The 25,529-nt window shown below is 74.8% G+C and carries 18 protein-coding genes, 2 tRNA genes and 1 pseudogene; 12 read left to right on the top strand and 9 right to left on the bottom strand.

The features are described from left to right. The 3 genes from rph to J1M37_RS01605 form a co-directional block, all read left to right on the top strand. The coding region (rph, locus tag J1M37_RS01615; RefSeq protein WP_241250741.1) for a ribonuclease PH at window positions 1-749 on the top strand (749 nt) is incomplete at its 5' end. After that, window positions 746-1,435 carry a non-canonical purine NTP pyrophosphatase gene (locus J1M37_RS01610; RefSeq protein WP_170079884.1) on the top strand — a complete coding sequence of 230 codons (690 nt, stop codon included), beginning with the start codon at window positions 746-748 and terminating at the stop codon, window positions 1,433-1,435. The genes rph and J1M37_RS01610, both read left to right, overlap by 4 nt. Further along, window positions 1,432-2,577, top strand: coding sequence for an exonuclease domain-containing protein (locus J1M37_RS01605; protein WP_206451998.1), 1,146 nt, complete (start codon window positions 1,432-1,434; stop codon window positions 2,575-2,577). Before J1M37_RS01610 ends, J1M37_RS01605 begins: the two co-directional genes overlap by 4 nt. Before the next feature lie 5 nt (window positions 2,578-2,582). On the opposite strand, the gene J1M37_RS01600 is transcribed toward J1M37_RS01605, so the two are convergent. Then, window positions 2,583-3,725: an ADP-ribosylglycohydrolase family protein gene (locus J1M37_RS01600; protein ID WP_206451997.1), complete on the bottom strand. Its 1,143-nt coding sequence runs from the start codon at window positions 3,723-3,725 to the stop codon at window positions 2,583-2,585. A 66-nt stretch (window positions 3,726-3,791) separates the two neighbouring features. Between J1M37_RS01600 and J1M37_RS01595 the strand changes: the two genes are divergently transcribed. Then, entirely contained in the window at window positions 3,792-5,015 is a 1,224-nt protein-coding gene (locus J1M37_RS01595; protein WP_036312989.1) for an exonuclease SbcCD subunit D, read from the top strand. A gap of 11 nt (window positions 5,016-5,026) precedes the next feature. Next, window positions 5,027-8,056, top strand: coding sequence for an AAA family ATPase (locus J1M37_RS01590; protein WP_060974092.1), 3,030 nt, complete (start codon window positions 5,027-5,029; stop codon window positions 8,054-8,056). A gap of 46 nt (window positions 8,057-8,102) precedes the next feature. On the opposite strand, the gene J1M37_RS01585 is transcribed toward J1M37_RS01590, so the two are convergent. The 8 genes and pseudogenes from J1M37_RS01585 to J1M37_RS01555 form a co-directional block, all read right to left on the bottom strand. Next, window positions 8,103-11,336 carry an efflux RND transporter permease subunit gene (locus tag J1M37_RS01585; protein WP_206451996.1) on the bottom strand — a complete coding sequence of 1,078 codons (3,234 nt, stop codon included), beginning with the start codon at window positions 11,334-11,336 and terminating at the stop codon, window positions 8,103-8,105. A 7-nt stretch (window positions 11,337-11,343) separates the two neighbouring features. Next, complete coding sequence (locus J1M37_RS01580; protein WP_205805183.1) at window positions 11,344-12,834, bottom strand: malate:quinone oxidoreductase; 1,491 nt, start codon at window positions 12,832-12,834, stop codon at window positions 11,344-11,346. Window positions 12,835-12,933: 99 nt separating this feature from the next. After that, window positions 12,934-13,356, bottom strand: coding sequence for a hypothetical protein (locus J1M37_RS11375; RefSeq protein WP_241250740.1), 423 nt, complete (start codon window positions 13,354-13,356; stop codon window positions 12,934-12,936). Between the two features lie 82 nt (window positions 13,357-13,438). Next, window positions 13,439-14,470: pseudogene (locus J1M37_RS01575) on the bottom strand (ABC transporter substrate-binding protein); the annotation flags it as partial. 41 nt (window positions 14,471-14,511) lie between these two features. Further along, window positions 14,512-14,592 (bottom strand) — tRNA-Leu (locus J1M37_RS01570). A gap of 67 nt (window positions 14,593-14,659) precedes the next feature. Next, window positions 14,660-15,148, bottom strand: a complete 489-nt coding sequence (gene bcp, locus J1M37_RS01565; RefSeq protein WP_010078986.1) for a thioredoxin-dependent thiol peroxidase — start codon at window positions 15,146-15,148, stop codon at window positions 14,660-14,662. Between the two features lie 86 nt (window positions 15,149-15,234). Next, window positions 15,235-15,307, bottom strand: a tRNA-Lys gene (locus tag J1M37_RS01560). 67 nt (window positions 15,308-15,374) lie between these two features. After that, window positions 15,375-15,923: a hypothetical protein gene (locus tag J1M37_RS01555; RefSeq protein ID WP_036312973.1), complete on the bottom strand. Its 549-nt coding sequence runs from the start codon at window positions 15,921-15,923 to the stop codon at window positions 15,375-15,377. 104 nt (window positions 15,924-16,027) lie between these two features. Here J1M37_RS01555 and ilvD point away from each other — a divergent pair, with 104 nt between their 5' ends. The 7 genes from ilvD to serA all read left to right on the top strand — a co-directional run bounded on the left by ilvD (window position 16,028) and on the right by serA (window position 25,435). Next, window positions 16,028-17,755 carry a dihydroxy-acid dehydratase gene (gene ilvD, locus J1M37_RS01550; protein ID WP_036382119.1) on the top strand — a complete coding sequence of 576 codons (1,728 nt, stop codon included), beginning with the start codon at window positions 16,028-16,030 and terminating at the stop codon, window positions 17,753-17,755. Window positions 17,756-17,858: 103 nt separating this feature from the next. Beyond that, entirely contained in the window at window positions 17,859-18,644 is a 786-nt protein-coding gene (nagB, locus tag J1M37_RS01545) for a glucosamine-6-phosphate deaminase (RefSeq protein WP_036382115.1), read from the top strand. Between the two features lie 42 nt (window positions 18,645-18,686). Further along, window positions 18,687-19,907, top strand: coding sequence for an N-acetylglucosamine-6-phosphate deacetylase (locus J1M37_RS01540; RefSeq protein WP_158183671.1), 1,221 nt, complete (start codon window positions 18,687-18,689; stop codon window positions 19,905-19,907). A 291-nt stretch (window positions 19,908-20,198) separates the two neighbouring features. Then, window positions 20,199-22,100 (top strand): acetolactate synthase large subunit, encoded by a 1,902-nt coding sequence (locus tag J1M37_RS01535; protein WP_158183672.1) that lies wholly within the window; start codon window positions 20,199-20,201, stop codon window positions 22,098-22,100. Window positions 22,101-22,112: 12 nt separating this feature from the next. Beyond that, on the top strand, window positions 22,113-22,622 hold the full coding sequence (gene ilvN, locus J1M37_RS01530; RefSeq protein ID WP_002854209.1) for an acetolactate synthase small subunit: 510 nt from the start codon (window positions 22,113-22,115) through the stop codon (window positions 22,620-22,622). A 36-nt stretch (window positions 22,623-22,658) separates the two neighbouring features. Continuing rightward, a complete protein-coding gene (ilvC, locus tag J1M37_RS01525; protein WP_065573668.1) occupies window positions 22,659-23,690 on the top strand; it encodes a ketol-acid reductoisomerase in 1,032 nt (343 codons plus the stop codon). A 149-nt stretch (window positions 23,691-23,839) separates the two neighbouring features. Then, the gene (serA, locus tag J1M37_RS01520; protein ID WP_002854199.1) at window positions 23,840-25,435 is read left to right on the top strand and encodes a phosphoglycerate dehydrogenase; all 1,596 of its coding nucleotides are present in this window, start codon (window positions 23,840-23,842) and stop codon (window positions 25,433-25,435) included. The last annotated feature ends 94 nt before the right edge of the window (window positions 25,436-25,529 follow it).

The raw sequence follows: 25,529 nt of genomic DNA, 5'->3' as shown, positions 1-25,529 counted from the left end.
CCACCGCCCCCCGCCCGGACGGCCGCGCCGTCGACGAGCTGCGCCCCATCACCATCACCCGGGGCTGGTCCCGGCAGGCGGAGGGCTCGGCCCTGATCGAGTTCGGGAACACCCGCGTGCTGTGCACCGCCTCCTTCACCGAGGGCGTGCCGCGCTGGCTCAAGGGCGAGGGGACCGGCTGGGTCACCGCCGAGTACGCGATGCTCCCGCGGGCCACCAACGAGCGCAGCCAGCGCGAGTCCGTCAAGGGCCGGATCGGCGGGCGCACCCACGAGATCTCCCGCCTGATCGGCCGGTCCCTGCGCGCCGTCATCGACCTGTCCGCCCTGGGGGAGAACACCATCGTCCTGGACTGCGACGTCCTCGATGCCGACGGCGGCACCCGCACCGCCGCCATCACGGGCGCCTACGTCGCCCTCGCCGAGGCGGTGGCCTGGGCGCGGCGCGAGGGGATCCTCGCGAAGGGCGCCGCCGTCCTCAAGGACTCCGTCGCCGCGGTGTCCGTGGGCATCGTGGACGGGGTGCCCGTCCTCGACCTGCCGTACGTGGAGGACGTGAAGGCGGAGACGGACATGAACGTGGTCGTCACCGGGGCCGGGGAGTTCGTGGAGGTGCAGGGCACCGCCGAGGGCGCGCCGTTCACCCGCGCCGAGCTGGACACCCTGCTGGACCTGGCCCTGATCGGCACGGGTGAGCTGGCCCGCGTCCAGGCCGAGACCCTGGCCGCCGCCACGGAGGACCGGGCGTGAGCGCGCCCGCCTCCTCGTCGGCAGGCCTGCCGGAGGGCGCCCGCGTCGTGCTCGCCACGCACAACGCGGGCAAGGTGCGCGAGCTGCGGCAGCTGCTCGCCGGCGCCGTGCCCGGCCTCGACGTGGAGGCCGCGGTGGTGGACGCGGGCGCCGTGGGCGCCCCGGACGTCGTCGAGGACGGCGTCACGTTCGCCCAGAACGCGCTGAAGAAGGCCCGCGCCGTGGCCGCGCACACGGGGCTGATCGCCGTCGCGGACGACTCCGGTCTGGCCGTGGACGTGCTGCACGGCGCCCCCGGGATCTTCTCGGCCCGCTGGGCCGGGCGCCACGGGGACGACCGTGCCAACCTCGAGCTGCTGCTGGCCCAGCTGGCCGACGTGCCGGACGAGCATCGGGGTGCCCAGTTCGTGTGCGCCGCCGCGCTCGCGGTCCCCAGCGGCCCGGACGCCGCGGGCGCCCGGGCCATCCACGTCGAGCACGTCGAGCACGGCCGCCTGCCCGGTACGCTGCTGCGCGAGCCCGTGGGGGACGGCGGCTTCGGCTACGACCCGATCCTGCGGCCCGAGGGCCGGGACATGTCCACCGCGCAGCTGAGCCCTGAGGACAAGAACGCGATCAGCCACCGGGGGCACGCCTTCCGCGCCCTGCTGCCCTACCTGGTGGACGCGCTCGACGCGCGCCCGTGAGCGGCGGGCGCGCCCCCGTGCCGGGGCTGGACTTCACCGCGATCGACTTCGAGACCGCCAACGGCTTCCGCGGCTCCCCGTGTGCCGTGGGCGCCGTCCGGGTGCGGGACGGGGTCATGGTGGACCGTGCCGAGTGGCTGATCCGTCCGCCCGTCGGCTTCGACCGGTTCGATCCCCGCAACGTGCGCATCCACGGCATCAGCGAGGACCGCGTCCTGGACGCCCCCCGGTTCGCGCAGGTGTACGACGAGCTCGCGGACTTCGTGGGGACGGACGTGCTCGCGGCGCACAACGCGGGCTTCGACGTCGGCGTCATCGAGTCCGGCCTCGAGGTCTCCGGCCGGGACGTGCCGGGCCTGGAGTTCGTGTGCACCCTGGTGCTGGCGCGCCGCGTCTACGACCTGCCCTCGTACGCCCTGCCCTCCGCGGCGCGCGAGGCCGGCTTCACCCCGGGACGCCACCACGACGCACTGGCCGACGCCGAGGCCTGCGCGGCCATCCTCGTGGACATCGGCCGGCGCGTGCTGGGAGCGCCGCCGGCCGACGCGGACGTTCTGCCGGGTCTGACCGACGCGCCGGCCGGCCGCGGCGTCGACCGCCTGATGCGGGCCCAGGGGCTGGGCGTCAGCGTCCTCGCCCCGCGGGCGGCGGGTGCGGGCGCCGAGTCGAAGGCCACCCGCCAGGCCCGGCGCACCGAGGGCGTCTTCGACGCGCGGGTCCCGCTGCGGGACGAACGCGCCATGCCCGACTTCATGCGCTGGCCGGACGAGGGCGTCAATCCGCTCCCGAACCCGGCCGCCGACCCGGGTCACCCCCTGTTCGGCCAGACCGTGGTGTTCACGGGCGGCATCGGCATGTCGCGTCAGAGTGCCAAGACGCGCGCGGCCGCGCACGGAGCGCAGACCGCGAACCGGGTGGGCGCGGCCACCACGATGCTCGTCGTGGGGGACGGCTTCGAGGCCGCGGACCTGCACCGCCCGCGCGCCGAGGACGGGGCACCGCAGGCCGTGACCACGGCGCTGGCGCACCGCAAGACGCGGGACGCCCTGCGCCGGCGGGACCGGGGGCAGGCCATCGCCCTGGTCTCCGAGGGGGAGTTCCTGCAGATGCTCGACGGGAACTGGCCGGACGCCGCGCGCTGAACCGCTCAGGTGGTCGCGGCGCTCCAGCGCCGGGCGGCCTCCAGGACGACCTCGCGCTCGGCGATCCACCCCGGGACGGAGGCCTCGGCCGCGGGGTCGTGCGCACCGAACACGGCGGTGCCGTGCGCCGCGCCGAGCACCTGCCCGGCCAGCGAGGCCGTGGAGTCGGAGTCGCCGTCGTGGTTCACGCCGATCCGCAGCGCCAGGGCGAGCGCCGCCGCCGGATCGGCCGGGTGCGCCGCCTGCGCGGTGAGCGCGGCATACAGCGCGATGGCCAGGGCCTCCTCCGCGACCCAGCCCTCGCCGAGCGCGGTGGGGAGGGCACCGGGGGCGCCGGGGTCGGCGTCGACGGTGCCGGCCAGGTCGACCGCCGCGGTCACGGCGGCGCGGGTCTCCTCGGCCTCCTCGCCCAGGCCGTCGAGCCACGCGCGGGCGTGCGCGACCGCGGCGGCCAGGTCCAGGCCGCGCAGCAGGGCCGCGATGACGAGGGCGTACGCGGCCGCCGCGACCCACGCGGTGGGGTGGCCGTGCGTGAGGACGGCCCCCTGGCGGGCGAGGGACACGACGTGCGGGTCCTCGAGCCCCGGCACCATCCCGTACGGGGCCGAGCGCATGACCGTCCCGCAGCCCTTCGAGCCCGGGTTGTGCGGGTCGCCCGGCAGGCCCATCCCCGGTTCGGCGAGCCCGCTCAGGCACGCGGTGCCCGGCGCGCGGCGCACCTTCAGCTCCGCGTGCGCGTCGATCCAGCGGGGCGGGGCCGGGGGAGCGCCCTCGGGCAGCGCGCCGTCCTGCGTGGCGAACCAGCGCAGGCACGCGAGCCACACGCACGCGGCGGGATCGGCCAGGACGCCGTCGTTCTGCCACTCGATCCACTCGAGCAGGCCGTCGAGCACGTACAGCGTCAGCTGGGTGTCGTCCGTGATCGGCAGGGCGTGGGTGCCCTCCTGGGCGAGCAGGTCCGCGGCGTCGGTGACGCCGGCGGGGCCGTGCACCGCCTCGATCCCCGACGCGGGGGTGAACTCGACGACGCCGCCCAGCGCGTCCCCGGCGGCACCGGCCGCGAGGAGGGCCAGGACCCGGTCGGCGTGCTCGGGGCCGGGCAGGGGCGTGGACGAGGAGGCGGTGGGCTCGGGCGCGGTGGCGGACATGCCGCCATCGTACGAGCTGCACCGCGTCGTGCTTATCCCGTCCACACCCTCCCTAGAGTGGGCCGCATGATCCTGCTGCACACCTCGGACTGGCATCTGGGCCGGTCGTTCCACGGCACCGGACTGCTCGAGGCCCAGGAGGAGGTCCTGGACGCCCTCGTCGCGACCGTGACGGAGCGCGGCGTGGACGCCGTCCTGCTGGCCGGGGACGTGTACGACCGCGCGCTGCCGCCGGCGGACGCCGTCCGGCTGCTGGACCGGACGCTCACCCGGCTGCACGCGGCCGGCGCCCAGGTGGTGCTCACGAGCGGCAACCACGACTCGGCGGTGCGCCTCGGCTTCGGCGGCGGACTCCTGGCGGCCGCGGGCGTGCACGTGCGCGCGGACGCGGCGGAGCTGGACCGCCCCGTGCTGCTCACCGAGCCCGGGGTCGACGGCGGTGCGGGCCAGACCGTGGCCGTCTACGGCATCCCCTACCTCGAACCGCGCCACCAGGGACCGGCCTGGGGCGTGGAGCCCCACCACACGGCCGTGCTGACGGAGGCGGTCCGCCGCGTCCACGCCGATCTGGCCGCCCGCCGCGCCGAGACGCCGGAGCCGGTGGCCGCCGTCGTGCTGGCCCACCTGTTCGCGGCCGGGGGCCACGGCTCCGAGTCCGAACGGGACATCGGCGAGGGCGAGCACGTTGAGCCGGACGCCCCGCCCGAGATGCTGGTGGGCACGCTGGGGCAGGTGCCGGTCTCCGTGTTCGACGGGCTCGACTACGCGGCCCTGGGCCACCTGCACGGCCGCCAGCGGCTGGCAGAGCACGTGCGGTACTCCGGCTCACCGCTGCCGTACTCCTTCGCCGAGGCGGGCCACCGCAAGGGCGGCTGGCTCGTCCACGTCACGGGCGGGGCCGTCACCGACGTCGAGGCCGTGGACTGGGACGCCGGACGGCGCCTGGCGGTGCTGTCCGGGCCGATCGAGGACCTGCTGGAGTCCCCGGAGTTCGCGTGGGCGGAGCAGTGCTGGGTGCAGGTCACCGTCACCGACGACGAACGCCCCGAGCGGGCCCTGGAGCGCCTGAAGACCCGGTTCCCCTCCGTGCTCGTCTTCCGCCACGAACCGGCCGGCGGGAGGCGGGCCCGGGAGCGGACCTACGCCCAGGTCCTGCGGCAGGCACCCTCGGACCACGCGCTCGCGGTCGGTTTCGTGGACCACGTCCGGCAGCGGCCGGCCAGCGAGGCGGAGCAGGACCTGCTGCGGGACGCCCTCGAGGCCGCCCGTGCGGCGGAGGTGCGCGCATGAGGATCCATCGGATGCGCCTGGAGGGGCTCGGGCCCTATGCCCAGGCGCAGGACGTCGACTTCGACCGGCTCAACGCGGCCGGCCTGTTCCTGCTGGACGGGCCCACCGGCGCGGGCAAGTCCACGGTGCTGGCCGCGCTGTGCTTCGCCCTCTACGGGACCGTGCCAGGCGGACGGTCGGCCGAGTCGCTCGTGACCACGCTGCGCGAGCCGGGCGCGGTGATCCCCGAGGTGCAGGTCGAGTTCACCGTGCAGGGCCGGCGCTTCGAGGTGGTCCGCTCACCCAAGCACGAGCGGCCCCGCCGGCGACGCAGCGCAGCGGGGGGCGCCACCGTCACCACGCAGGCCACGGTCTCCCTGCGGGAACGCGTGGACGGGGAATGGACGGCGCCGCTCACCCGGGCGGACGAGGTCGGCCAGCAGATCGCGGCCGTCCTGCACCTGGACGCCGAGCAGTTCATACAGGTGGTCCTGCTGCCCCAGGGACAGTTCGCCCAGTTCCTCACCGCGAAGTCGGATGAGCGCCGCGTCCTGCTGCGGCGGCTCTTCGGCACGCAGCGCTTCGACGGCGTCGAGGAGCACCTGCGCGTCGAGACGGCCCGGCTGGACACCGCGGTGGCCGTGGACGCGGACGTGGCCCGGACCGCGCGGGCACAGCTGGCCGAGGCGCTCCACGAGGCGCTCGGCCCGGACTGGCATGCGCCGGAGCCGTCACCGGACACGGACGACCGGCTGCTCGCCCTCGCCGCCGAGCGCGCAGGTCGCGCCCACGAGGATGCGCGGGCCGACCTCGCCACGGCCCGCGCCGCGGAGCAGCGGGCCCGGGTGACGGCGCGTGAGCTGGAGACCCGCGGGCGGGACCTGGCCGCGGCCGAGGCGTGGGCGAGCCGTCGACGCGACCACGACGCCGAGGCCGAGACCGCCGCGGCGCGGCGCCGCGCCGTCGACGCCCATGAGCGCGCCGGGCGGGTGCTCGCGGCCGCCCAGCGGGCCTCCGCGGCGGCGGACGCCGCCGGCACCGCGTCGGAGGCGGTGACGGAGGCCCTGGCGCACGTCGAGGACGAGCCGACCGCGGCGGCGTGGCTCGCCGCCGCCCGGGCGGACGGGGCCGCCGATGCGCCCGCCTCCCGCCAGGCGCTGGGGGAGGCCGAGCGCGCCGCGGAGGCGGTGGCGCGCGCCGTCCGGGACCGTGACCGGATGCGCGAGCTGGAGCAGGAGGCGGCCGCCGCGGCGGAGCGTCGGGCCGAGATCGACCGCGACCGCGCCGCCCTGGTCGAGTCCCGCCCCGAGCGTGAGGCGGCCGTCGCGGCACACCGCGCGGTCGTCGAACGCGGCACCGAGCGTCTCGGCGCCCGGGAGGCCGTGGACCGCGCCGTGTCCGAGGCCGCCGCTCGCCGCACGGCCGCCGAGGCCGCGGCCGCCCGCGCCGTCGAGGTCGAGACCGCGGCCCGGGCCCACCGGGAGGCACAGGAGCGGCGACGTGAGGCCGCCGAACGGCACGTCGGTCTGCTGCGTGCCCGGTACGAGCAGGCCGCCTCCGAACTGGCGGAGCGGCTCGTGCCCGGCGAGCCGTGCGCCGTGTGCGGCTCGCCCGAGCACCCGGCCCCGGCCGCGACCGCGGACACCGCGGTGACCGAGGCGGACGTGCGGGACGCCGAGCAGGCCCGGACCGCGGCCGACCGGGCCGCGACCGACGCCGAGACCGCCCTGCGCGCCGCCGAGCAGACCCTCCGCTCGGCGGGCGAGGCCGCCGCCGGGCTCGCACCCGAGGCCGCGCGGGAGGCGCTCGAGCGCGCCGAGACCGAACGGGCCGCGCTGGACCAGGCGGCGAAGGACCTCGCCGCGGACCGCCGCCGGCTGACCGCCGCCGAGAAGACGCTCGCCGGGGCCGACGAGACCGCCGCCGCGCTCGCGGCCGAGGACGGCCGGCTCGCCGAGGCCGCCGCCCACCGCGCCGCCCGGCTGACCGAGCTGCGGGACGCCGTCGAGGCCGCCCGCGGCGACGCCGAGACCCTCGACGCCCGCCGCGACCAGGTCACCGCCGCACGCCGGGTCCTGGCCGCCCTCGCTGCGGCGCAGGACGAGGACGCGCGCGCCCGGGCGGTCGCCGACGAGACCGGACAGGCGCTCACCGCCACGCTGGCCGAACAGCGCTTCGACGACGTCGACGCGGCGCGCGCGGCCCGCCTCGAGGAGACGGAGGCCGCCGACCGCACGGCCGCCGTGCAGGAGTGGGACGCCGAACGGGCCCGCCTCGCCGAGCTCGAGGCGAGCGAGCCCGTCCGCCGGGGCCGCGCCCTCGCCGAGGCGGGCGTCGAGCCGCCGACCGAGGAGCAGACCCGCGCCGCCGCCGAGGCGCTCGCCGCGGCCGAGGCCGCGAGCTCGTCCCGGGCGACGGCGGTCGGGCGGCTCGATTCGCTCGTCGCCACGGTGCGCCGGCAGTCGGCCGCCCTGACCGAGGTCCTGGAGCGGTCCGCCGGGCTCATCGCCGAGCACACGCGGGTGCGGGGGCTGCTCGACCTCGTCCGCGGCGGCGGGGAGAACCTGCTCAAGATGCCCCTGACGAGCTATGTCCTCGCCGGGCGGCTCGAGGAGGTCGCCGCCGCGGCCACCGAGCGTCTGCTCGCCATGACGGACCAGCGGTATTCGATCGAGTACTCCGACGCCGTGGGCGGGCGCGGGAACAAGGGCCTCGAACTCGTCATCCGGGACCACTACGTGGACGAGACGCGCCACCCGGCCACGCTCTCGGGCGGCGAGACCTTCATGGCCTCCCTCGCCCTCGCCCTGGGGCTCGCGGACACCGTGCAGGCCGAAGCCGGCGGCATCGAACTGGACACGCTCTTCGTGGACGAGGGCTTCGGCTCGCTCGACGCGGACACCCTCGACGACGTCCTGGACGTCGTGGACACCCTGCGGACCGGTGGCCGGACCGTGGGCCTCGTCTCCCACGTCGAACGGATGAGGCAGGAGATCGGCGTGCGGCTCGAGGTGCGCAAGGACCGGCGCGGCTCGAGCCTCGCGGTGCACGACGGCGCCTGAGCGGCGGGGGTGCGCCCCGCCGCCCCGGCCCGCGCCGGGCGGGCGGTCAGGCCCGGCGCCACCGCCGGCGGAGGCGCTGCCGGAGTCGGCCGAGGCGTCCGGTGTCGAGCTCGGACGGGGCCGCCCATCGCTCCTCAGCCCGGCGCGCCTGCTCGGCCGCGCGCTCGGCCGCGACGCGCTGCGCCTCCCGCTCGGCCGCGACACGGCGCTCCTCCTGCAGGCGGCGCTCCCCGCGGACCTCGGTGAGCCGGTACAGCACGGGCACGAGCACGAGCGTGAGCAGGGTGGAGGACACCAGGCCGCCCACCACGGCCACCGCGAGGGGCTGGGAGATGAACCCCGCGTGCCCCGTGACGCCCAGGGCCATCGGGGTCATGGCCAGGACGGTGGCCAGGGCCGTCATCACCACCGGGCGCACGCGGTTGAGCGCGCCCACCTCGATCGCCTCGTCCAAGGTCATGCCGCGGTCGCGGCGGTACTGGTTGATCAGGTCGATCAGCACGATCGCGTTCGTCACCACGATGCCCACCAGCATGAGCAGCCCGATCATCGTGGACAGTCCCAGCGGCGTGCCGGTGGCCAGCAGCGCCAGGAACACGCCCGTGGCGGCGAAGGGGATCGACACGAGCAGCACGAGCGGCTGGCGCAGCGAGTTGAACGTCGCCACCATCACGACGTACACGGTCGCCACGGCGGCCAGCAGCGCCAGCCCGAGGTCCCGGAACGTCTGCGCCTGCTGCTCCGCCGCGCCGCCCACGGCCGCGGTGACGCCCTCGGGCAGGTCCAGCTCCGCCACGGCCTGCGTGACCCGGCGCGAGACGGCCCCGAGGTCCTCGTCGTCCGGGGTCACCGTGACGACGGCGGTCCGCTCGCCGTTCGAGGACGTCACCCGGGCAGGTACGGACATCCGCGAGACCTCGGCGAGGTCCCCCAGCGGCACGGGCCCCTCGGCCGTCTCCACGGGCACCTGGCGCAGGGCGTCGAGGGACTCGACCGGCTCCGGGTCACCCAGCTGCACCGCGAAGCTCTCGAACCCGAAGCGGACCTCGCCCACGGGCACGGCCTGCAGGGCGGCGGCGGCCTGGCCGGCCACCGCCTCCTCGGTCAGGCCGAGCCGGGCGGCGGCGACGGTGTCCACGTCCACCTGGAACGTCGGGCGCAGGTCCGAGGCCGGCGTCGTCACCTCGCGGGCACCCTCGACGGGCCGCAGCGCCTGGGCGACCTGATCGGCGGCCGCGGTGAGGGCCTGCGGGTCGGGGGCGGAGACGGACACCTCGATGTCCTGGCCGCCGCTCGGCCCCTGCTGCGTGGAGACGGACACGTCGCCCACGCCGTCGAGACCGGTGAGCTCGGCGCGCACCCCGTCCTGAAGGGCCACCTGGTCCGCATCCGGGTCGGTCACCACCGTGAACCGCGCCCGGTCCGCCGAGGAGCCGCCGAAGGCCCCCATCGGACCGGCGGCGGTGCCGGCCGTCCACTGGACGGTTTCGACGCCGTCGGTGTCCAGCAGCACGCGCTCGATGCGCTCGGCGGCGGCGGCCGTCGTCTCCAGCGACGCCCCCGGCTCCTGCTCCGCCGTGACGACGAACGAGTTCTGTCCCGAGTCGCCCAGGAGGTTCGTGGGGATCAGCGGGACCAGCGCGGCCGTGCCGGCCAGCAGCGCCAGGGCGGCGGCGAGGGTGACCACGGTGTGCCGCTGTGTCCAGCGCAGCACCGGGCGGTAGGCCCGGGTGAGCCATCCGCCGGCCGCCACGGGCCGGTCGCCGGGGACGGCGGGCGCGGCCGTGGTCTCGGCCCCGCGCCGCGGGGAGCGCAGGAACCACCAGCACAGCACCGGCACGATCGTCAGGGCGACGACGAGGGAGGCCAGCAGGGCGACCGTGGCGGTCACGGCGAAGGGCCGGAACAGCTCGCCGGCCAGGCCGCCCACGAAGGCGATGGGCAGGAACACGGCCACGGAGACGAGGGTGGAGGCGGTGATCGCGGTGGCGACCTCGCGCGTGCCGTCCAGGATCGCGGTGCGCCAGTCGGCGCCCAGGCCGAGGTGCCGGCGGATGTTCTCCACCACCACGATCGCGTCGTCCACGACTCGGCCGATCGAGATCGTCAGCGCCCCGAGCGTTAGCGTGTTGAGGGAGTAGCCGAAGGCCGCCACCCCGATGAGGGCGGCCAGCAGGGACAGCGGAATGGACACGGCGGTGACGAGGGTGGAGCGCACCGAGAGCAGGAACACGGCGATCACCAGCACGGCGAACGCCAGGCCCAGCAGGCCCTCCTGGAACAGCGTGTCGATGGACTGCTGGATGAACGGGGCCTGGTCGAACACCACGGTCAGGTCCGCGCCGCCGCCGACCAGGGACGCCAGCTCCGGCAGGGCGTCGCGCACGGCCTGAGAGACCGCCACGAGGTCGGCGTCCGGGGTCGCGGTCACGGAGACGGACAGCGTCGGCACCCCGTCGGTGCGGGTCAGCGAGGTGGGGGCCGCGGCCACGAGGGTGACGTCGGCGACCTCGTCCAGGGTGCGCGGTTCGCCGTCGCCGGAGGGAGCGACGACGATCCCGCGCAGGCCCTCGAGGTCCTCGACGGCGGCGCCCGCCTGGACGGGATAGGTGGTCGCGCCCTCGGTGACCTGGCCGACGGGGAAGAGGCCGGCGTTCTCCTCGAGCGCGTCGGTGATGTCGGAGGTGGTCAGCCCGGCGGCGGCGAGCGCGGCCGGGTCCGGGACCACGGAGACGTTCTCGTCCGTGCCGCCGAGGACGTCGGCGCCGCGGACGCCGTCGATCTTCTGCAGCCGCGGGGCCAGGACGTCCTCGGCGCGGCGGCGCAGGGTGTTGAGGTCCTCGTCCCCGGACAGGGCGAGGAAGACCACCGGGAAGTCGGAGACGGAGCCCGCGAAGGACGAGGTCTCCGCCTCCTCCGGCAGCTGCGGCCCCAGGTTGGCCACCACGCGGTCCACCTGGGACCGGGCCCGGTTCAGGTCTGTGCCGTAGGCGAACTCCAGCTGGACCGCGTTGAAGCCGGACTGCGACGTGGACCGCGAGGATTCGAGCCCCTCCACGGCCTGCAGGGCCGTCTCGAGGGGCTCGCCCACCTGAGCGTCCACGACCTCGGGGGACGCCCCCGGGTAGAGCGTCGAGACGGAGATGACGGGCAGCTCGAGCGGGGGGATCAGCTCCCGCTTGAGCTGCCCGGCGGAGAGGACGCCGAACACCGCGATGAACACGGTGACGAGCGCCACGAGCGCCCGCCGACCGAGTGAGAACCGTGCGAGCGCTCCCATCGGGGCGTCAGGCCAGCTTCAGTGCGGCGTCCGTGACGGTGCGGACCTCGTCCAGCAGCGCCGGGTCGTCGTTGAGCGTGTGGCCCAGGGACGGGATGAGCTCCTTGAGCGTGCCGTCCCAGCCGGCCATCTTCGCGGGGAAGCAGCGCTCGAGCAGCTTCACCATGATGGGGGCCGCGGTGGAGGCGCCCGGCGAGGCGCCGAGCAGGCCGCCGAGCGAGCCGTCCGCGTGCGTGACGACCTCGGTGCCGAACTGCAGGACGCCGCCGAAGCGGCCCTTGCGCTTCATCACCTGCACGCGCTGGCCCGCGGTGATCAGCTCCCACTCGCCGCCGTCGGCCTCCGGGTAGAACTCGTGCAGCGCGTCGATCTTCTTGTCCCGGGACTTCAGCACCTCGGTCACGAGGTACTTGGTCAGGTCCATGTTGTCCTTGGCCACGTCCAGCATCGTGCTGAGGTTGTGCGGGCGCACGGACAGCGGCAGGTCCAGGTAGGAGCCGGTCTTGAGGAAGTTCGTGGAGAACCCGGCGTAGGGGCCGAACAGCAGGGAGCGCTTGCCGTTGACGAAGCGGGTGTCCAGGTGGGGCACGGACATCGGCGGGGCGCCGACGGCGGCCTGGCCGTACACCTTGGCCATGTGCTGGTTGACCACGGACTCGTCCGTGCAGCGCAGGAACTGGCCGGAGACCGGGAAGCCGCCGAAGCCCTTGGCCTCGGGGATGCCGGACTTCTGCAGCAGGGGCAGGGCGCCGCCGCCGGCACCGACGAAGACGAAGCGGGCGCGGTCCACGAGCTCGGAGCCGGCGGCCTTGTTCTTGACCTTGACCTCCCAGCGGCCGTCCGTGCCGCGGGTGAGGCCGGTGACCTTGTGACCGAAGCGCACCTCGGCGCCGGCGCCGGCCATGGCCGTGATGAGCTGGCGGGTGAGGGAGCCGAAGTCGACGTCGGTGCCGCCGGTGTTGCGGGACGCCGCCAGGCGCTGGCCCGGCTCACGGCCCTCGATCAGCAGCGGGGCCCAGGCACGGATCTGCTCCGGGTCCTCGCTGTGCTCCATGCCGGCGAACAGCGGCTGGGCGGACATGGCCTCATAGCGGGTGCGGAGGTAGTCCGCGTGGTCGTCACCCCACACGAAGGACATGTGCGGCAGCGGGTTGATGAAGGACTTGGGGTCCTTGAGCGTGCCGTCCGCCACCAGGGAGGACCAGAACTGGCGGGTGGTCCAGAACTGCTCGTTGATGCCCAGCGCCTTGGTGACGTCCACCCGTCCGTTCTTGTCCATGGGCGAGTAGTTCAGCTCGCACAGGGCGGCGTGGCCGGTGCCCGCGTTGTTCCACGGGTCGGAGGACTCCAGGCCGGCCTGATCGAGGCTCTCGTACAGGGCGATGGACCAGGTGGGCTCGAGCTTCTGCAGCAGCACGCCCAGGGTGGCGCTCATGATGCCGCCGCCGATCAGGACGACGTCGTGGGTGGCGGTGGACGAGGTGGTGGGCACGGTCAACTCCTGAAGCAGAACGACGGCGGGTGGGCGCAGTGCGACCAGGCCGAGCAGTGGCGGTCGGGCCGGGCGCCGTGATCTCCCACTGTACTACCGGTGCGTTCAGCCTTCGGTCAGCCTGACGCGCGAGAAGGGCTCGTCCAGCTGCGGCGACGTCGGGTAGGAGGCCACGCGCGGGCCGGTGGCCAGGGCCGAGATCGGATAGACCAGCGGCAGCGCCGGCAGGTCGAGGGCCATGGCCCGGACGACGCGGCGGAACAGGGCGCGGCGCGCGTCGTCGTCGGTCTCGGCCGCGGCCGCGTCCACGTCCTCGACGACGCGCGGGTTGCGGTAGCCGGTCTCGGCGCGGCCCGAGCGCGCGAAGGGCTCGAGGAACGCGTGCGGGTCGCGGTAGTCGCCGGTGCGGCCCATCAGGTGCAGGGCTCGGGTGGGTCGGGAGACGACGGCGTGCAGGTAGTCCTGGTCCTCCGGCACGGGCACGGGCACGATGTGCATCCCCACCGCGCCGAGGTCGCGGGCGACCATCGCGTAGACCCGCTCCGGCTCGGGCAGGGAGGGGCGGGGGGACGAGGTCGTGGGCCAGGCGGGTGCCCTCGAGGAAGACGTCGCTGCCGGCGATGCGCGGGCGGTCCACCGCGTACGCGATCGCCTGGCGCAGGTACTGCGAGCGCACGCTCGGGTGGTCCAGGTTCATGCCCACGTAGAGCACGCCCAGGGGGTCCCGGGGCAGCACCTGGGTGCCGGCCTCGACGAGGGGGCGCAGCTGGCCGGGGGCGACGACGTCGATCACGTCCGCCGTGCCGCGCCGCAGCTCCCGCAGGCGCACGGAGGCCCGACCCCACGCCTGCACGGCCACCGGGTACGCCGCCGGATCGGAGCCGCGGTGGCGGGCGCTGGGGACCAGGATCGTCGCGCCCGAGGCGCCCGGGTGGGCGCGCGTGAGCTCGGCGGTCTCCGCGGCGTCGGCCCAGCGGTAGGGGCCGGTGCCGGCGGGGGTGGTGACCTCGGAGCCGTCCACGTCGACCGTGCGGTCCCACGAGGCCGGCGAGGAGATCGCGAAGGCCGGCGAGGCCAGCGCGGCCGCGAGGTGACGGCGGGGGGAGTGCAGGCGCAGCCGCACCTCGAGCTCGCCGCGGGCCTCGACGTCGGCGAAGGCGGAGTCCGCGTCCCCGGCGTATCCGCCGAAGGCCGAGACGAACGAGGAGGGCGGGGCGACGGTCCCGTCCACGGGCGCGGGGGCGGCGGCCCACCGCTCGATGTTCGCGACCACGGCGGCGGCGTCGCACGGCTCGCCGTCGTCGAACACCACCCCGGAGACCAGGTGGAACGTGTGGAGGCGGCCGCCGTCGGACTCCTCGTGCCGCTCGGCGAGGCGGGGCGTGGGGGCGCCGGTGTCCGCGTCCACGCCGAGCAGCGTCTCGAAGACCTGGCGGATCAGACGGAAGGACTCGACGTCCAGCGCGCGGGCCGGGTCCCGCGTCAGCGCCCGCGCCGGGGCGCCGACCACGAGCAGCCGGCTCGGGCCCGAGGAGGTCGGGGCGGCGGAGGACGGCGCCGCGGGCGACGTCGCGCAGCCGGCCACGCCCAGGCCGAGCAGGCCCAGGCCCCCGCCGAGGAAGGCGCGGCGAGTGGGCTGCATGGCGGCTTCCTCTGGCGGGTGACGTCGGGGGGTCCGGGGAGTGCGGGCGGGGGGACTCGAACCCCCACGTCCAGGACACTGGAACCTAAATCCAGCGCGTCTACCAGTTCCGCCACGCCCGCGCACACCCCGCGCGGGCGGGGCGAGCCCCGATCCTACCGTGCGGCGCCCGGGCGCGGCGGGCGCGGATCAGGCCTCGTCGAGGCCGAGGGTGCGGCGCAGTCGGGCCACGTGGCCGGTCGCCTTCACGTTGTACTGCGCGTGGGTGACCTTCCCGTCCGGGCCGACGACGATCGTGGAGCGGATCAGACCCTCGAAGGTCCGCCCGTAGTTCTTCTTCTCACCCCAGGCGCCGTAGGCCTCGGCCACCGCGTGGTCCTCGTCCGAGAGCAGGGGGAACGTCAGGCCCTCCTGCTCGGCGAACCGGATGATCTTGCCGATCGGGTCGGGGGAGATCCCCAGGACGACGTAGCCGGCCGCGGTCAGGGAGGCGAGGCTGTCCCGGAAGTCGCAGGCCTGCGTGGTGCAGCCGGGCGTGGACGCGGCCGGGTAGAAGTAGACGATCGTGTGCTTGCCCGCGCTGTCGCGCAGCGAGACGGGCCGGCCCTCCTGGTCCTGGAGGGTGAACGCGGGTGCCGTGTCGCCGGGCTGGAGGCGGTGCTGGGTCGTGTCGGTCATGGGCCCCAGCCTACGGTGGGCCCGGGCGGGGAGCGGGGACGACGCAGGCCCCGTCTCCGTGGAGACGGGGCCTTCGCTTCGGTGGGTGCACCCCCCGGGACTCGAACCCGGAACCTGCTGATTAAGAGTCAGATGCTCTACCGGTTGAGCTAGAGGTGCAGGTGCCGCACCGCCTCTCGGATCTCTCCGGTGCGCCGTGCAACGAGGTGAAACCCTACCAGGGGTTTCAGACGCCGTGCAAATCGGGGGGCGTGACGTCCGTCGCGTCCGTCTCCGGGGTCGCGTAGAGGCGGTCCAGTTCGTCCATGAAGGCGGTCATGAAGGCGTGGAAGTCGGTGGCGTCCTCGGCCTGGTCGAGCTCCGCGGTGCCGTCCTCCGTGAGGTCGCCCACCGGCACCCGCGTGTGCTCCGGGACGTCGAACCACGTCCGGAAGCCCGTGACGGTCTCCACCTGATAGCCGCTGCCCGTGTCCGCCACGGTGGCCACGTTGGCCAGGCCCACCTCGACGACGTCGGCGCGGTCCGCGGAGGCCTCGGTCACCGGGCCGTGCGGGTCGTCCTCGGCCACGCCCGGCGCGCGGCGGTCGTGGTCGTCCGGGGTGGAGGTGGGGTCGAACGGGCACAGCAGCATCTCGAGCGGCTGGTGGCGGTAGCCGATCACGAGGGGGGAGGAGGAGCCCGAGGGCTGGCCGTAGACGACGTTGTAGTCGCCGTGGTTGAACACGCGCGCATCGAAGACGCGGCGCAGCCGTCTGTGCAGGGTGGGCGTGTCCATGGGCCCAACGTACGCGGACCCGTCCGCACGTGTCATGCCGCGGCACCCGTCACACGGGGACGTCGCGTCGGCCCGGTGGCGCCGTGCTCACTAGACTCCGCGGCATGGACTCCGCCGCGTCGACTCCCAGCACCCCGTCCGCCGCTCCCGACATCAAGCCGCGCTCGCGCGACGTCACCGACGGGATGGAGCGCACCGCCGCCCGCGGCATGCTCCGCGCGGTCGGCATGGGGGACGAGGACTTCGGCAAGCCGCAGATCGGCATCGCGTCGTCCTGGAACGAGATCACCCCCTGCAACCTCTCCCTGGACCGCCTCGCCCAGGCCTCGAAGGACGGCGTCCACGCCGCCGGTGGATATCCGCTGGAGTTCGGCACGGTCTCCGTCTCGGACGGCATCTCCATGGGCCACGAGGGCATGCACTTCTCCCTCGTCTCCCGCGAGGTGATCGCGGACTCGGTGGAGACCGTGATGATGGCCGAGCGCCTGGACGGCTCCGTCCTGCTCGCCGGCTGCGACAAGTCGCTGCCGGGCATGCTCATGGCTGCCGCCCGCCTGGACCTGGCGTCCGTGTTCGTCTACGCAGGCTCGATCATGCCGGGCGTGGCCCGCCTGACCGACGGCACCGAGAGGCAGGTGACCATCATCGACGCCTTCGAGGCGGTCGGCGCCTGCGCCCGCGGTCTCATGTCCGAGGAGGACCTGCTCCGCATCGAGAAGTCCATCGCCCCGGGTGAGGGCGCCTGCGGCGGCATGTACACCGCCAACACCATGGCCTCCATCGGTGAGGCCCTCGGCATGTCCCTGCCCGGTTCCGCCGCCGCCCCCTCCGCGGACCGCCGCCGCGACGCCTTCGCGCGCCGCTCCGGCGAGGCCGTGGTGAACATGCTCCGCCAGGGCATCACGGCCCGGGACATCATGACCAAGCCCGCGTTCGAGAACGCGATCGCCGTGACCATGGCGTTCGGCGGCTCCACCAACGCCGTGCTGCACCTGCTCGCCATCGCCCGGGAGGCGGGCGTGGACCTGCAGCTGTCCGACTTCAACCGCATCGCCGACCGCACCCCGCACATCGCCGACCTCAAGCCGTTCGGTCAGTACGTCATGACGGACGTGGACCGCATCGGCGGCGTCCCGGTGGTCATGAAGGCCCTGCTGGACGAGGGCCTGCTGCACGGGGACACCCTCACCGTCACCGGCAAGACCCTCGCCGAGAACCTGGCCGCGCTCGATCCGGACCCGGTGGACGGCAAGGTCATCCGGACCATGGACGACGCGCTGCACCCCAACGGCGGCATCGCGATCCTCCACGGCTCGCTGGCCCCGGAGGGCGCTGTCGTGAAGTCCGCCGGCTTCGATGCGGACGTCTTCGAGGGCACCGCGCGCGTCTTCGACCGGGAGCGCGCCGCCATGGACGCCCTCGAGGACGGGACCATCGCCGCCGGCGACGTGGTGGTCATCCGCTATGAGGGGCCGAAGGGCGGCCCGGGCATGCGCGAGATGCTCGCGATCACCGGCGCGATCAAGGGGGCGGGTCTGGGCAAGGACGTCCTGCTGATCACCGACGGGCGCTTCTCCGGCGGCACCACCGGCCTGTGCATCGGCCACATCGCCCCCGAGGCCGCCGAGGGAGGGCCGATCGGGCTGGTGCAGGACGGCGACCGCATCCGCGTGGACATCGCCGGACGCACCATGGACCTGCTCGTGGACGAGGCCGAGCTCGCCGCCCGCCGCGAGTCCTGGGAGCCGGTGGAGCCGAAGTTCACCACGGGCGTGCTGGGTAAGTACGCCAAGCTGGTGCACTCCGCCGCCGAGGGCGCCTACCTGGGCTGAGGCCCGGTCGGCCCGCACGCCGAGACGAGCAGAGGATGAGCATGCACGCGATCGACGCCCGGGCCGGGGGACCCGCGCCGCGTCCCGGGCGGGAGGCGCGCTGATGGAGGTCGTCATCCTGCCCGACGCCGCCGCCCTGGGCCGGCACGGCGCGGACGCGGTGGCCGCCCACGTGGCGGCCCGTCCCGAGGCCGTCCTGGGGCTGGCCACCGGCTCCTCGCCCCTGCCCGTCTACGACGAGCTCGCCCGCCGGGTCCGGGACGGGGAGCTGTCCCTGCGCTCCTGCCGCGCGTTCCTGCTGGACGAGTACGTCGGCCTGCCCGCGGGACACCCCGAGTCCTACCGCACCGTGATCGAGCGGGAGTTCGTCGTGCGCACGGACATCGCCCCGGAGGCCGTGCACGGTCCGGACGGCGGGGCGGCGGACGTCCCGGGCGCCTGCGCCGCCTACGAGGAGGCGCTGCGCGAGGCGGGCGGCGTGGACGTGCAGCTGCTCGGCGTGGGCACGGACGGGCACATCGCGTTCAACGAGCCCGGCTCCTCCCTCGCCTCCCGCACGCGCATCAAGGTGCTCGCCGAGCAGACCCGGCGGGACAACGCCCGCTTCTTCGACGGCGACCTCGACCAGGTCCCGACCCACTGCCTCACCCAGGGCGTCGGCACGATCCTCGACGCCCGACACCTGGTCCTGCTGGCCCGGGGCGAGGGCAAGGCCGAGGCGGTGCGGCAGCTCGTGGAGGGCCCCGTGAGCGCGCGCTGGCCGGTCACGGCCCTGCAGCTGCACCCGCATGTAACCGTCCTCGTGGACGAGGCCGCCGCCGGACGACTCGAGCTCGCGGGGGAGTACCGCCACATGTGGGAGGCCAAGCCGTCCTGGCAGGGCCTCTGAGCGCCCTCGTCCATCGACCCGCCCACCCCGGAAGGTGCATCCGTGCCCGCCTCGGTCCCTCACCGGCCGCGCGCCGAGCAGGCGCCGCCGGCCGCCGCGTCCCCGTCGGTGCTGCGCGCGGACCGCGTCCATGACGGTGAGCGCCTCGGCGGACCCGGCTGGATCGCCCTGGCCGAGGGCCGGGTGGTGGCCGTCGGGGTCGGGGACCCGCCGCGCACCCACGGCCCCGTCCACGACCTCGGCGACGCCCTCCTCGCTCCCGGCTGCGTGGACGTGCACTGCCACGGCGGCGGCGGACACGCCGTCGAGTCCGGCGCGGCCGCGGCACGCGCGGCGGCCGCGGCCCACGCCCGTGCGGGCACGACCACGGTGGTGGCCTCCCTCGTCACGGACGAGGTCGACGCGCTCGCGGCGCAGCTGACGGCCCTGACGCCCCTGTGCGCGGAGGGGGTGCTGGCCGGCGTGCACCTCGAGGGTCCCTGGCTCTCGCCCCTGCACCGCGGCGCGCACCGGGCCGCGTCCCTGCGCGCCCCGGCCCCCGACGACGTCGCGCGCCTCGTCGAGGCCGGCGCGGGCAGCCTCGCGATGGTGACGCTGGCCCCCGAGCTGCCGGGCGCCCTCGACGCGGTGCGGACGCTGCGGGCGGCGGGCGTCCTCGTCGCGATCGGCCACACCGACGCGTCCTACGAGGTCACGCGCGCGGCGATCGAGGCGGGCGCGCGGATGGCCACCCACCTGCACAACGCGTGCCGGCCCGCCCACCACCGTGAGCCCGGGCCCGCCGTCGCCCTGCTGGAGGACCCGCGCGTGGGGATCGAGACCATCGTGGACGGCGTCCACCTGCATCCGGCCACGGTGCGGCGGGTCGCCCGGGAGGCGGGGGAGCGGTGGATCCTCGTCTCGGACGCGATGGCCGCCGCCGGCTGCGGCGACGGCGACTTCTCCCTCGGACCCCTGCGGGTCCGGGTCCACGACGGCGTCGCGCGGGTGGTCGGCGCGGATGGTGCAGCCGGGGCCATCGCCGGGTCCACGGCCACGGTCGCCGGCTCGGTGCGCTCCGCCGTCGCCGCCGGGGTCGACCTCGACGCCGCGCTGCGGGCGGCGACGGCCGCGCCCGCGGACGCCCTGGGGCTCCCCGACGTCGGCCGGCTCCGAGTCGGGAGCCGAGCGGACGCGGTCGTCCTCGGCCCGGAGCTCGAGGTGCGCGGGGTGCTCCGTCACGGAACGTGGGTGAAGGCGGCCGCCCCCGCGGCGGCTGACTAGGGTGGGCTCAGGCCCGGGATCCGACCCCGACCGCCCGGTCGTCTCACGATGTGACGCTTTATCTCACATTGCGAGACAGGTGGGTGGTCGATGGCGGACGGGGCGCACGGCTGTCGATACTGAGACCACCCCCGAAGGACCCGGCGGCCCGTGTCCCCACCTCAGACTCCGCCACGCCGGCCCGATCCGTCATCGACGCGGCCACGGTCCCCGACGCCCGACGGATCCGAACGACGACCGTCCGACGCCCCCGCGACGGACACGCAGCGACGAACGCAGTGAGGTGACCCCATGAGCACGACCCCCCGCGACGCCCGCGCGGCGGTCCCGCAGGTCCCGACGCCGGCCTCCCGCCCGACGGAGACGGCCCGGGTCCAGGAGCGCCGTCCGGCCCCCCGGCCCGAGATCGTCGAGCCGCGGGTGCCCGGCGAGGGCTCCCGCGTCGAGCCGACCCGGATGACCGGCTCCGAGGGCATCATCCGCTCCCTGGAGGAGCTGGGGGTCACGGACGTGTTCGGGCTGCCCGGCGGCGCCATCCTGCCGACCTACGACCCGCTCATGGACTCCGATCGGATCCGCCACATCCTGGTGCGCCACGAGCAGGGTGCCGGTCACGCGTCGCAGGGCTACCACCTGGCCACCGGCAAGGTCGGCGTGGCCATCGCCACCTCCGGTCCCGGCGCCACCAACCTGGTGACCGCCATCGCGGACGCCCACATGGACTCCCAGGCGGTCGTGTTCATCACCGGCCAGGTCTCCTCCGCCGCGATCGGCACGGACGCCTTCCAGGAGGCGGACATCGTGGGCATCACGATGCCCATCACCAAGCACTCCCGGCTCGTGACCCGGCCCGAGGACGTCCCCCAGGCCCTCGCCGAGGCGTTCCACATCGCCGCCACGGGCCGGCCCGGGCCCGTGCTCGTGGACGTCACCAAGGACGCCCAGCAGGGCGAGTTCGAGTTCGCGTGGCCGCCCCGGATCGACCTGCCCGGCTACCGCCCCGTCCTGCGCGGCCACCCCCGGCAGATCCGCGAGGCCGCCCGGCTGATCCGCGAGGCCCGGCGCCCCGTGCTGTACGTGGGCGGCGGCGTGGCCCGCGGCGAGGCCCACGAGGAGCTGCGCGCCCTCGCCGAGCTCACGGGCGCCCCGGTGGTCACCACCCTCACCGCCCGCGGCGTCTTCCCCGACTCGCACCCCCAGCACCTGGGCATGCCGGGCATGCACGGCGGCGTCCCCGCCGTGGCCGCGCTCCAGCAGGCCGACCTGCTGATCACGCTCGGCGCCCGCTTCGACGACCGCGTGACCGGTCACCTGCCCTCGTTCGCCCCCGGCGCCCGCGTGATCCACGCGGACATCGACCCGGCCGAGATCTCGAAGAACCGCACCGCGGACGTGCCGATCGTCGGCCACGTCAAGGAGATCATCCCGGACCTGGTGGCCGAGCTCGCGACGGACACCGAGGCGCTGCCCGACCTCGCCGACTGGTGGGCGGTGCTGCGGCGCCTGCAGGACACCTACCCGATGGGCTGGACCGAGACCGAGGACGGCCTCCTCGCGCCCCAGGAGGTGATCTCGCGCCTGTCGGCCCTGTCCGGCCCCGAGGCCACCTACGTGGCCGGCGTCGGCCAGCACCAGATGTGGGCCAGCCAGTTCGTCGCCTACGAGCGCCCGCGCCAGTGGCTCAACTCGGCCGGCCTCGGGACGATGGGCTTCGCCGTCCCCGCCGCGATGGGGGCGCAGGTGGGCGAGCCCGACCGCGTGGTCTGGGCCATCGACGGCGACGGCTGCTTCCAGATGACCAACCAGGAGCTCGCCACGTGCGTGATCAACCGCATCCCCATCAAGATCGCGGTGATCAACAACTCCTCGCTGGGCATGGTGCGTCAGTGGCAGACCCTCTTCTACGACGGGCGCTACTCGAACACGGACCTGAACACGGGCCACGACACCGCCCGGGTGCCGGACTTCGTCAAGCTCGCCGACGCCTACGGCGCCGCGGGCCTGCGCTGCGACCGTCGGGAGGACCTGGACGACACCATCCGCCAGGCCCTGGCCATCGACGACCGCCCCGTGATCGTGGACTTCGTGGTCTCCCGCGACGCCATGGTCTGGCCGATGGTCCCCGCGGGGGTCAGCAACGACGCGATCCAGGTGGCCCGGGGCATGACGCCCGACTGGGACCAGGAAGACTGAGGAGGGCAACCGATGGAACGCCACACCCTGTCCGTGCTCGTCGAGGACGTGCCCGGCACCCTGACCCGCGTGGCCGGCCTCTTCGCCCGGCGCGCATTCAACATCCACTCGCTGGCCGTGGGCGTCACGGAGGTCGAGGGCCTGTCCCGGATCACCGTGGTCGTCGACGCCGACACGGACCTGCTCGAGCAGGTCACCAAGCAGCTGAACAAGCTGATCAACGTGATCAAGGTCGTCGAGCTCACGCCCGACTCCTCCGTTCAGCGCGACCACCTGCTCGTGAAGGTGCGCGCCGATGCCGCCACCCGCGGTCAGGTCGTCCAGGCGGCCGACCTGTTCCGCGCCCACGTCGTCGACGTGGCCCCGGAGTCCCTGACCCTCGAGGCCACCGGCACCCGTGACAAGCTCGAGGCCTTCCTCGAGATGATGGAGCCCTACGGCGTGCGTGAGCTCGTCCGCTCGGGCACCCTCGCCCTCGCCCGGGGGCCGCGGTCCATGACCGACCGCGCCCTGGCCCGCTGACCCGTCCCGATCCACCCATCCCGTGAGGAGAACAGCATGACCGTGAAGAAGTTCTACGACGACGACGCCGACCTGTCGATCATCCAGGGCCGCACCGTGGCCGTCATCGGCTACGGCTCCCAGGGCCACGCCCACGCCCTGTCGCTGCGCGACTCCGGCGTGGACGTGCGCATCGGCCTCGCCGAGGGCTCCAAGTCCCGCGCCAAGGCCGAGGCCGAGGGCCTGCGCGTCGTCGACGTCGCCACCGCCGCCGCCGAGGCCGACCTGATCATGATCCTCACCCCGGACCAGGTCCAGGCCGACGTGTACGACCAGCACATCGCCGGCAACCTGCAGGAGGGCGACGCCCTCTTCTTCGCGCACGGCTTCAACGTGCGCTTCGGCTACATCCAGGCCCCCGAGGGCGTCGACGTCGCCCTGGTCGCCCCCAAGGGCCCGGGCCACGTGGTGCGCCGCGAGTTCGAGGCCGGCCGCGGCGTGCCCGCGCTGATCGCCGTCGAGAAGGACGCCTCCGGCCAGGCCCACGCCCTCGCCCTGTCCTACGCCAAGGCCGTGGGCGGCACCCGCGCCGGCGTCATCGAGACGACCTTCACCGAGGAGACCGAGACCGACCTGTTCGGCGAGCAGGCCGTGCTCTGCGGCGGCGCCTCCCAGCTCGTGCAGTACGGCTTCGAGACCCTCACCGAGGCCGGCTACCAGCCCGAGATCGCCTACTTCGAGGTGCTGCACGAGCTGAAGCTCATCGTCGACCTCATGGTCGAGGGCGGCATCGCCAAGCAGCGCTGGTCCATCTCCGACACCGCGGAGTACGGCGACTACGTCTCCGGCCCCCGCGTCATCACCCCCGACGTGAAGGAGAACATGAAGGCGGTCCTCGCCGACATCCAGTCCGGCGCCTTCGCGAAGCGCTTCATGGACGACCAGAAGGCCGGTGCGCCCGAGTTCAAGGAGCTCCGCGCCCGGGGCGAGGCCCACCCGATCGAGAAGACCGGCCGCGAGCTGCGCCAGATGTTCTCCTGGCTCAAGGACGCGGACGACGACTACACCGAGGGCACGGCGGCCCGCTGAGCCGCCTGAGCCCCCGACGCCGGCCCCGGGCATCGCGCTTCGGGGCCGGCGTCGCATTCCGGCCACGGTCCGGTCACGCGTCTAGGCTCGGACCGGAGCGCGGGCCGGCCCGCCTCCCATCCCACCGCACCACACCTCCAGGAGCACCCGTGAGCGCAGCCCAGCCCGTCGTCCTGATCGCCGAGGAACTCTCGCCCGCCACCGTCGAGGCCCTCGGCCCCGACTTCGAGATCCGCCGCACGGACGGCGCCGACCGCGCTCGCCTCCTCGAGGACCTGCGCGACGTCGACGCGGTGCTGATCCGCTCGGCCACCCAGATGGACGCCGAGGCGATCGCCGCCGCGCCGCAGCTGAAGGTCATCGCGCGCGCCGGCGTCGGACTGGACAACGTGGACGTGCCCGCCGCCACCGAGGCCGGCGTCATGGTCGTCAACGCGCCGACGTCGAACATCATCTCCGCCGCCGAGCTCACCTGCGGCCACATCCTGGCCGCCGCCCGCAACATCGCGGCCGCCCACGGCTCGCTGAAGGCGGGGGAGTGGAAGCGTTCGAAGTACACGGGCGTCGAGCTGTACGGCAAGCGGCTGGGCGTGATCGGCCTGGGCCGCATCGGCGCGCTCGTGGCCGAGCGCATGAAGGCGTTCGGCATGGAGATCCTCGCCTACGACCCCTACGTGACCACCGCCCGGGCGCAGCAGCTCGGCGCGAGCCTCGTGGAGCTGGACGAGCTGCTCGAGCGCGCCGACGTGGTCACGATCCACATGCCCAAGACCCCCGAGACGGTCGGCATGATCGGCGACGAGCAGTTCGCCCGCATGAAGGACACCGCGATCATCGTGAACGTGGCCCGCGGCGGCCTCGTGGACGAGGACGCCCTCGCCCGCGCGCTCGAGGCCGGGACCATCGGGGGCGCCGGCATCGACGTCTTCAGCTCCGAGCCGGCCACCGACCTGGCGTTCTTCGCCCACGACTCCGCCGTGGTCACCCCCCACCTGGGCGCCTCGACCGCCGAGGCCCAGGAGAAGGCGGGCGTCGCCGTCGCCGGCTCCGTGCGCCTGGCCCTCTCCGGCGAGCTCGTGCCGGACGCCGTGAACGTGGCCGGCGGCGCGATCCACGAGGACGTGCGCCCCGGCCTGCCGCTGGCCGAGAAGCTGGGCCGCGTGCTCACCGCGCTGGTGGGCGAGCAGTCCATCACGGCCGTCGAGGTGGAGATCGCCGGTGAGATCGCCGAGCACGACGTCTCCGCGATGCGCCTGGCCGCCCTGAAGGGCGTGTTCACGGACATCGTCTCGGACCAGGTCTCCTACGTGAACGCCCCCGTGCTGGCCGAGCAGCGCGGCGTCGAGTGCCGCCTCACCACCACCGCGGTGTCCGAGTCCTACCGCAACACCGTCACGGTGCGCGCCGCGACCGCGCAGGGCTCCCAGACGGCCGTCACCGGCACGCTCACCGGCCCGCGCCAGGTGCAGAAGCTCGTGGGCGTGGACCGGCACGAGCTCGAGGTGCCGCTGGCCGACCACCTGCTCGTGTTCGCCTACCAGGACCGCCCGGGCGTGATCGGCGTCCTGGGCCAGGCCCTCGGGGTGCAGGGCGTGAACATCGCCGGCATGGACGTCTCGCGCGACGACGAGGGCGCCGCCCTGGCCGTGCTGACCCTGGACGGGGCCCTCTCCGGGGACACCGCGGCCACGCTGGCCGCGGCCATAGGCGCGGCCCGTGCGGCCGAGGTGGACCTCTCCGTCTGACCCGTCCACGCCCGGCGGGCACCGCGGGGCCGTGCGCGTCGCCCTGTGTTGAGATGGTGTCCATGTCGCGTCCAGCCGAGCCCCGCCCCGCACC

Origin of the sequence: Micrococcus sp. KRD012 (assembly GCF_017168555.1) — a bacterium.
In the GTDB taxonomy this organism is placed as follows: domain Bacteria; phylum Actinomycetota; class Actinomycetes; order Actinomycetales; family Micrococcaceae; genus Micrococcus; species Micrococcus luteus.
The sequence above is the reverse complement of the archived record's forward strand: the minus strand, read 5'-3'. Positions and strand labels throughout refer to the sequence as shown.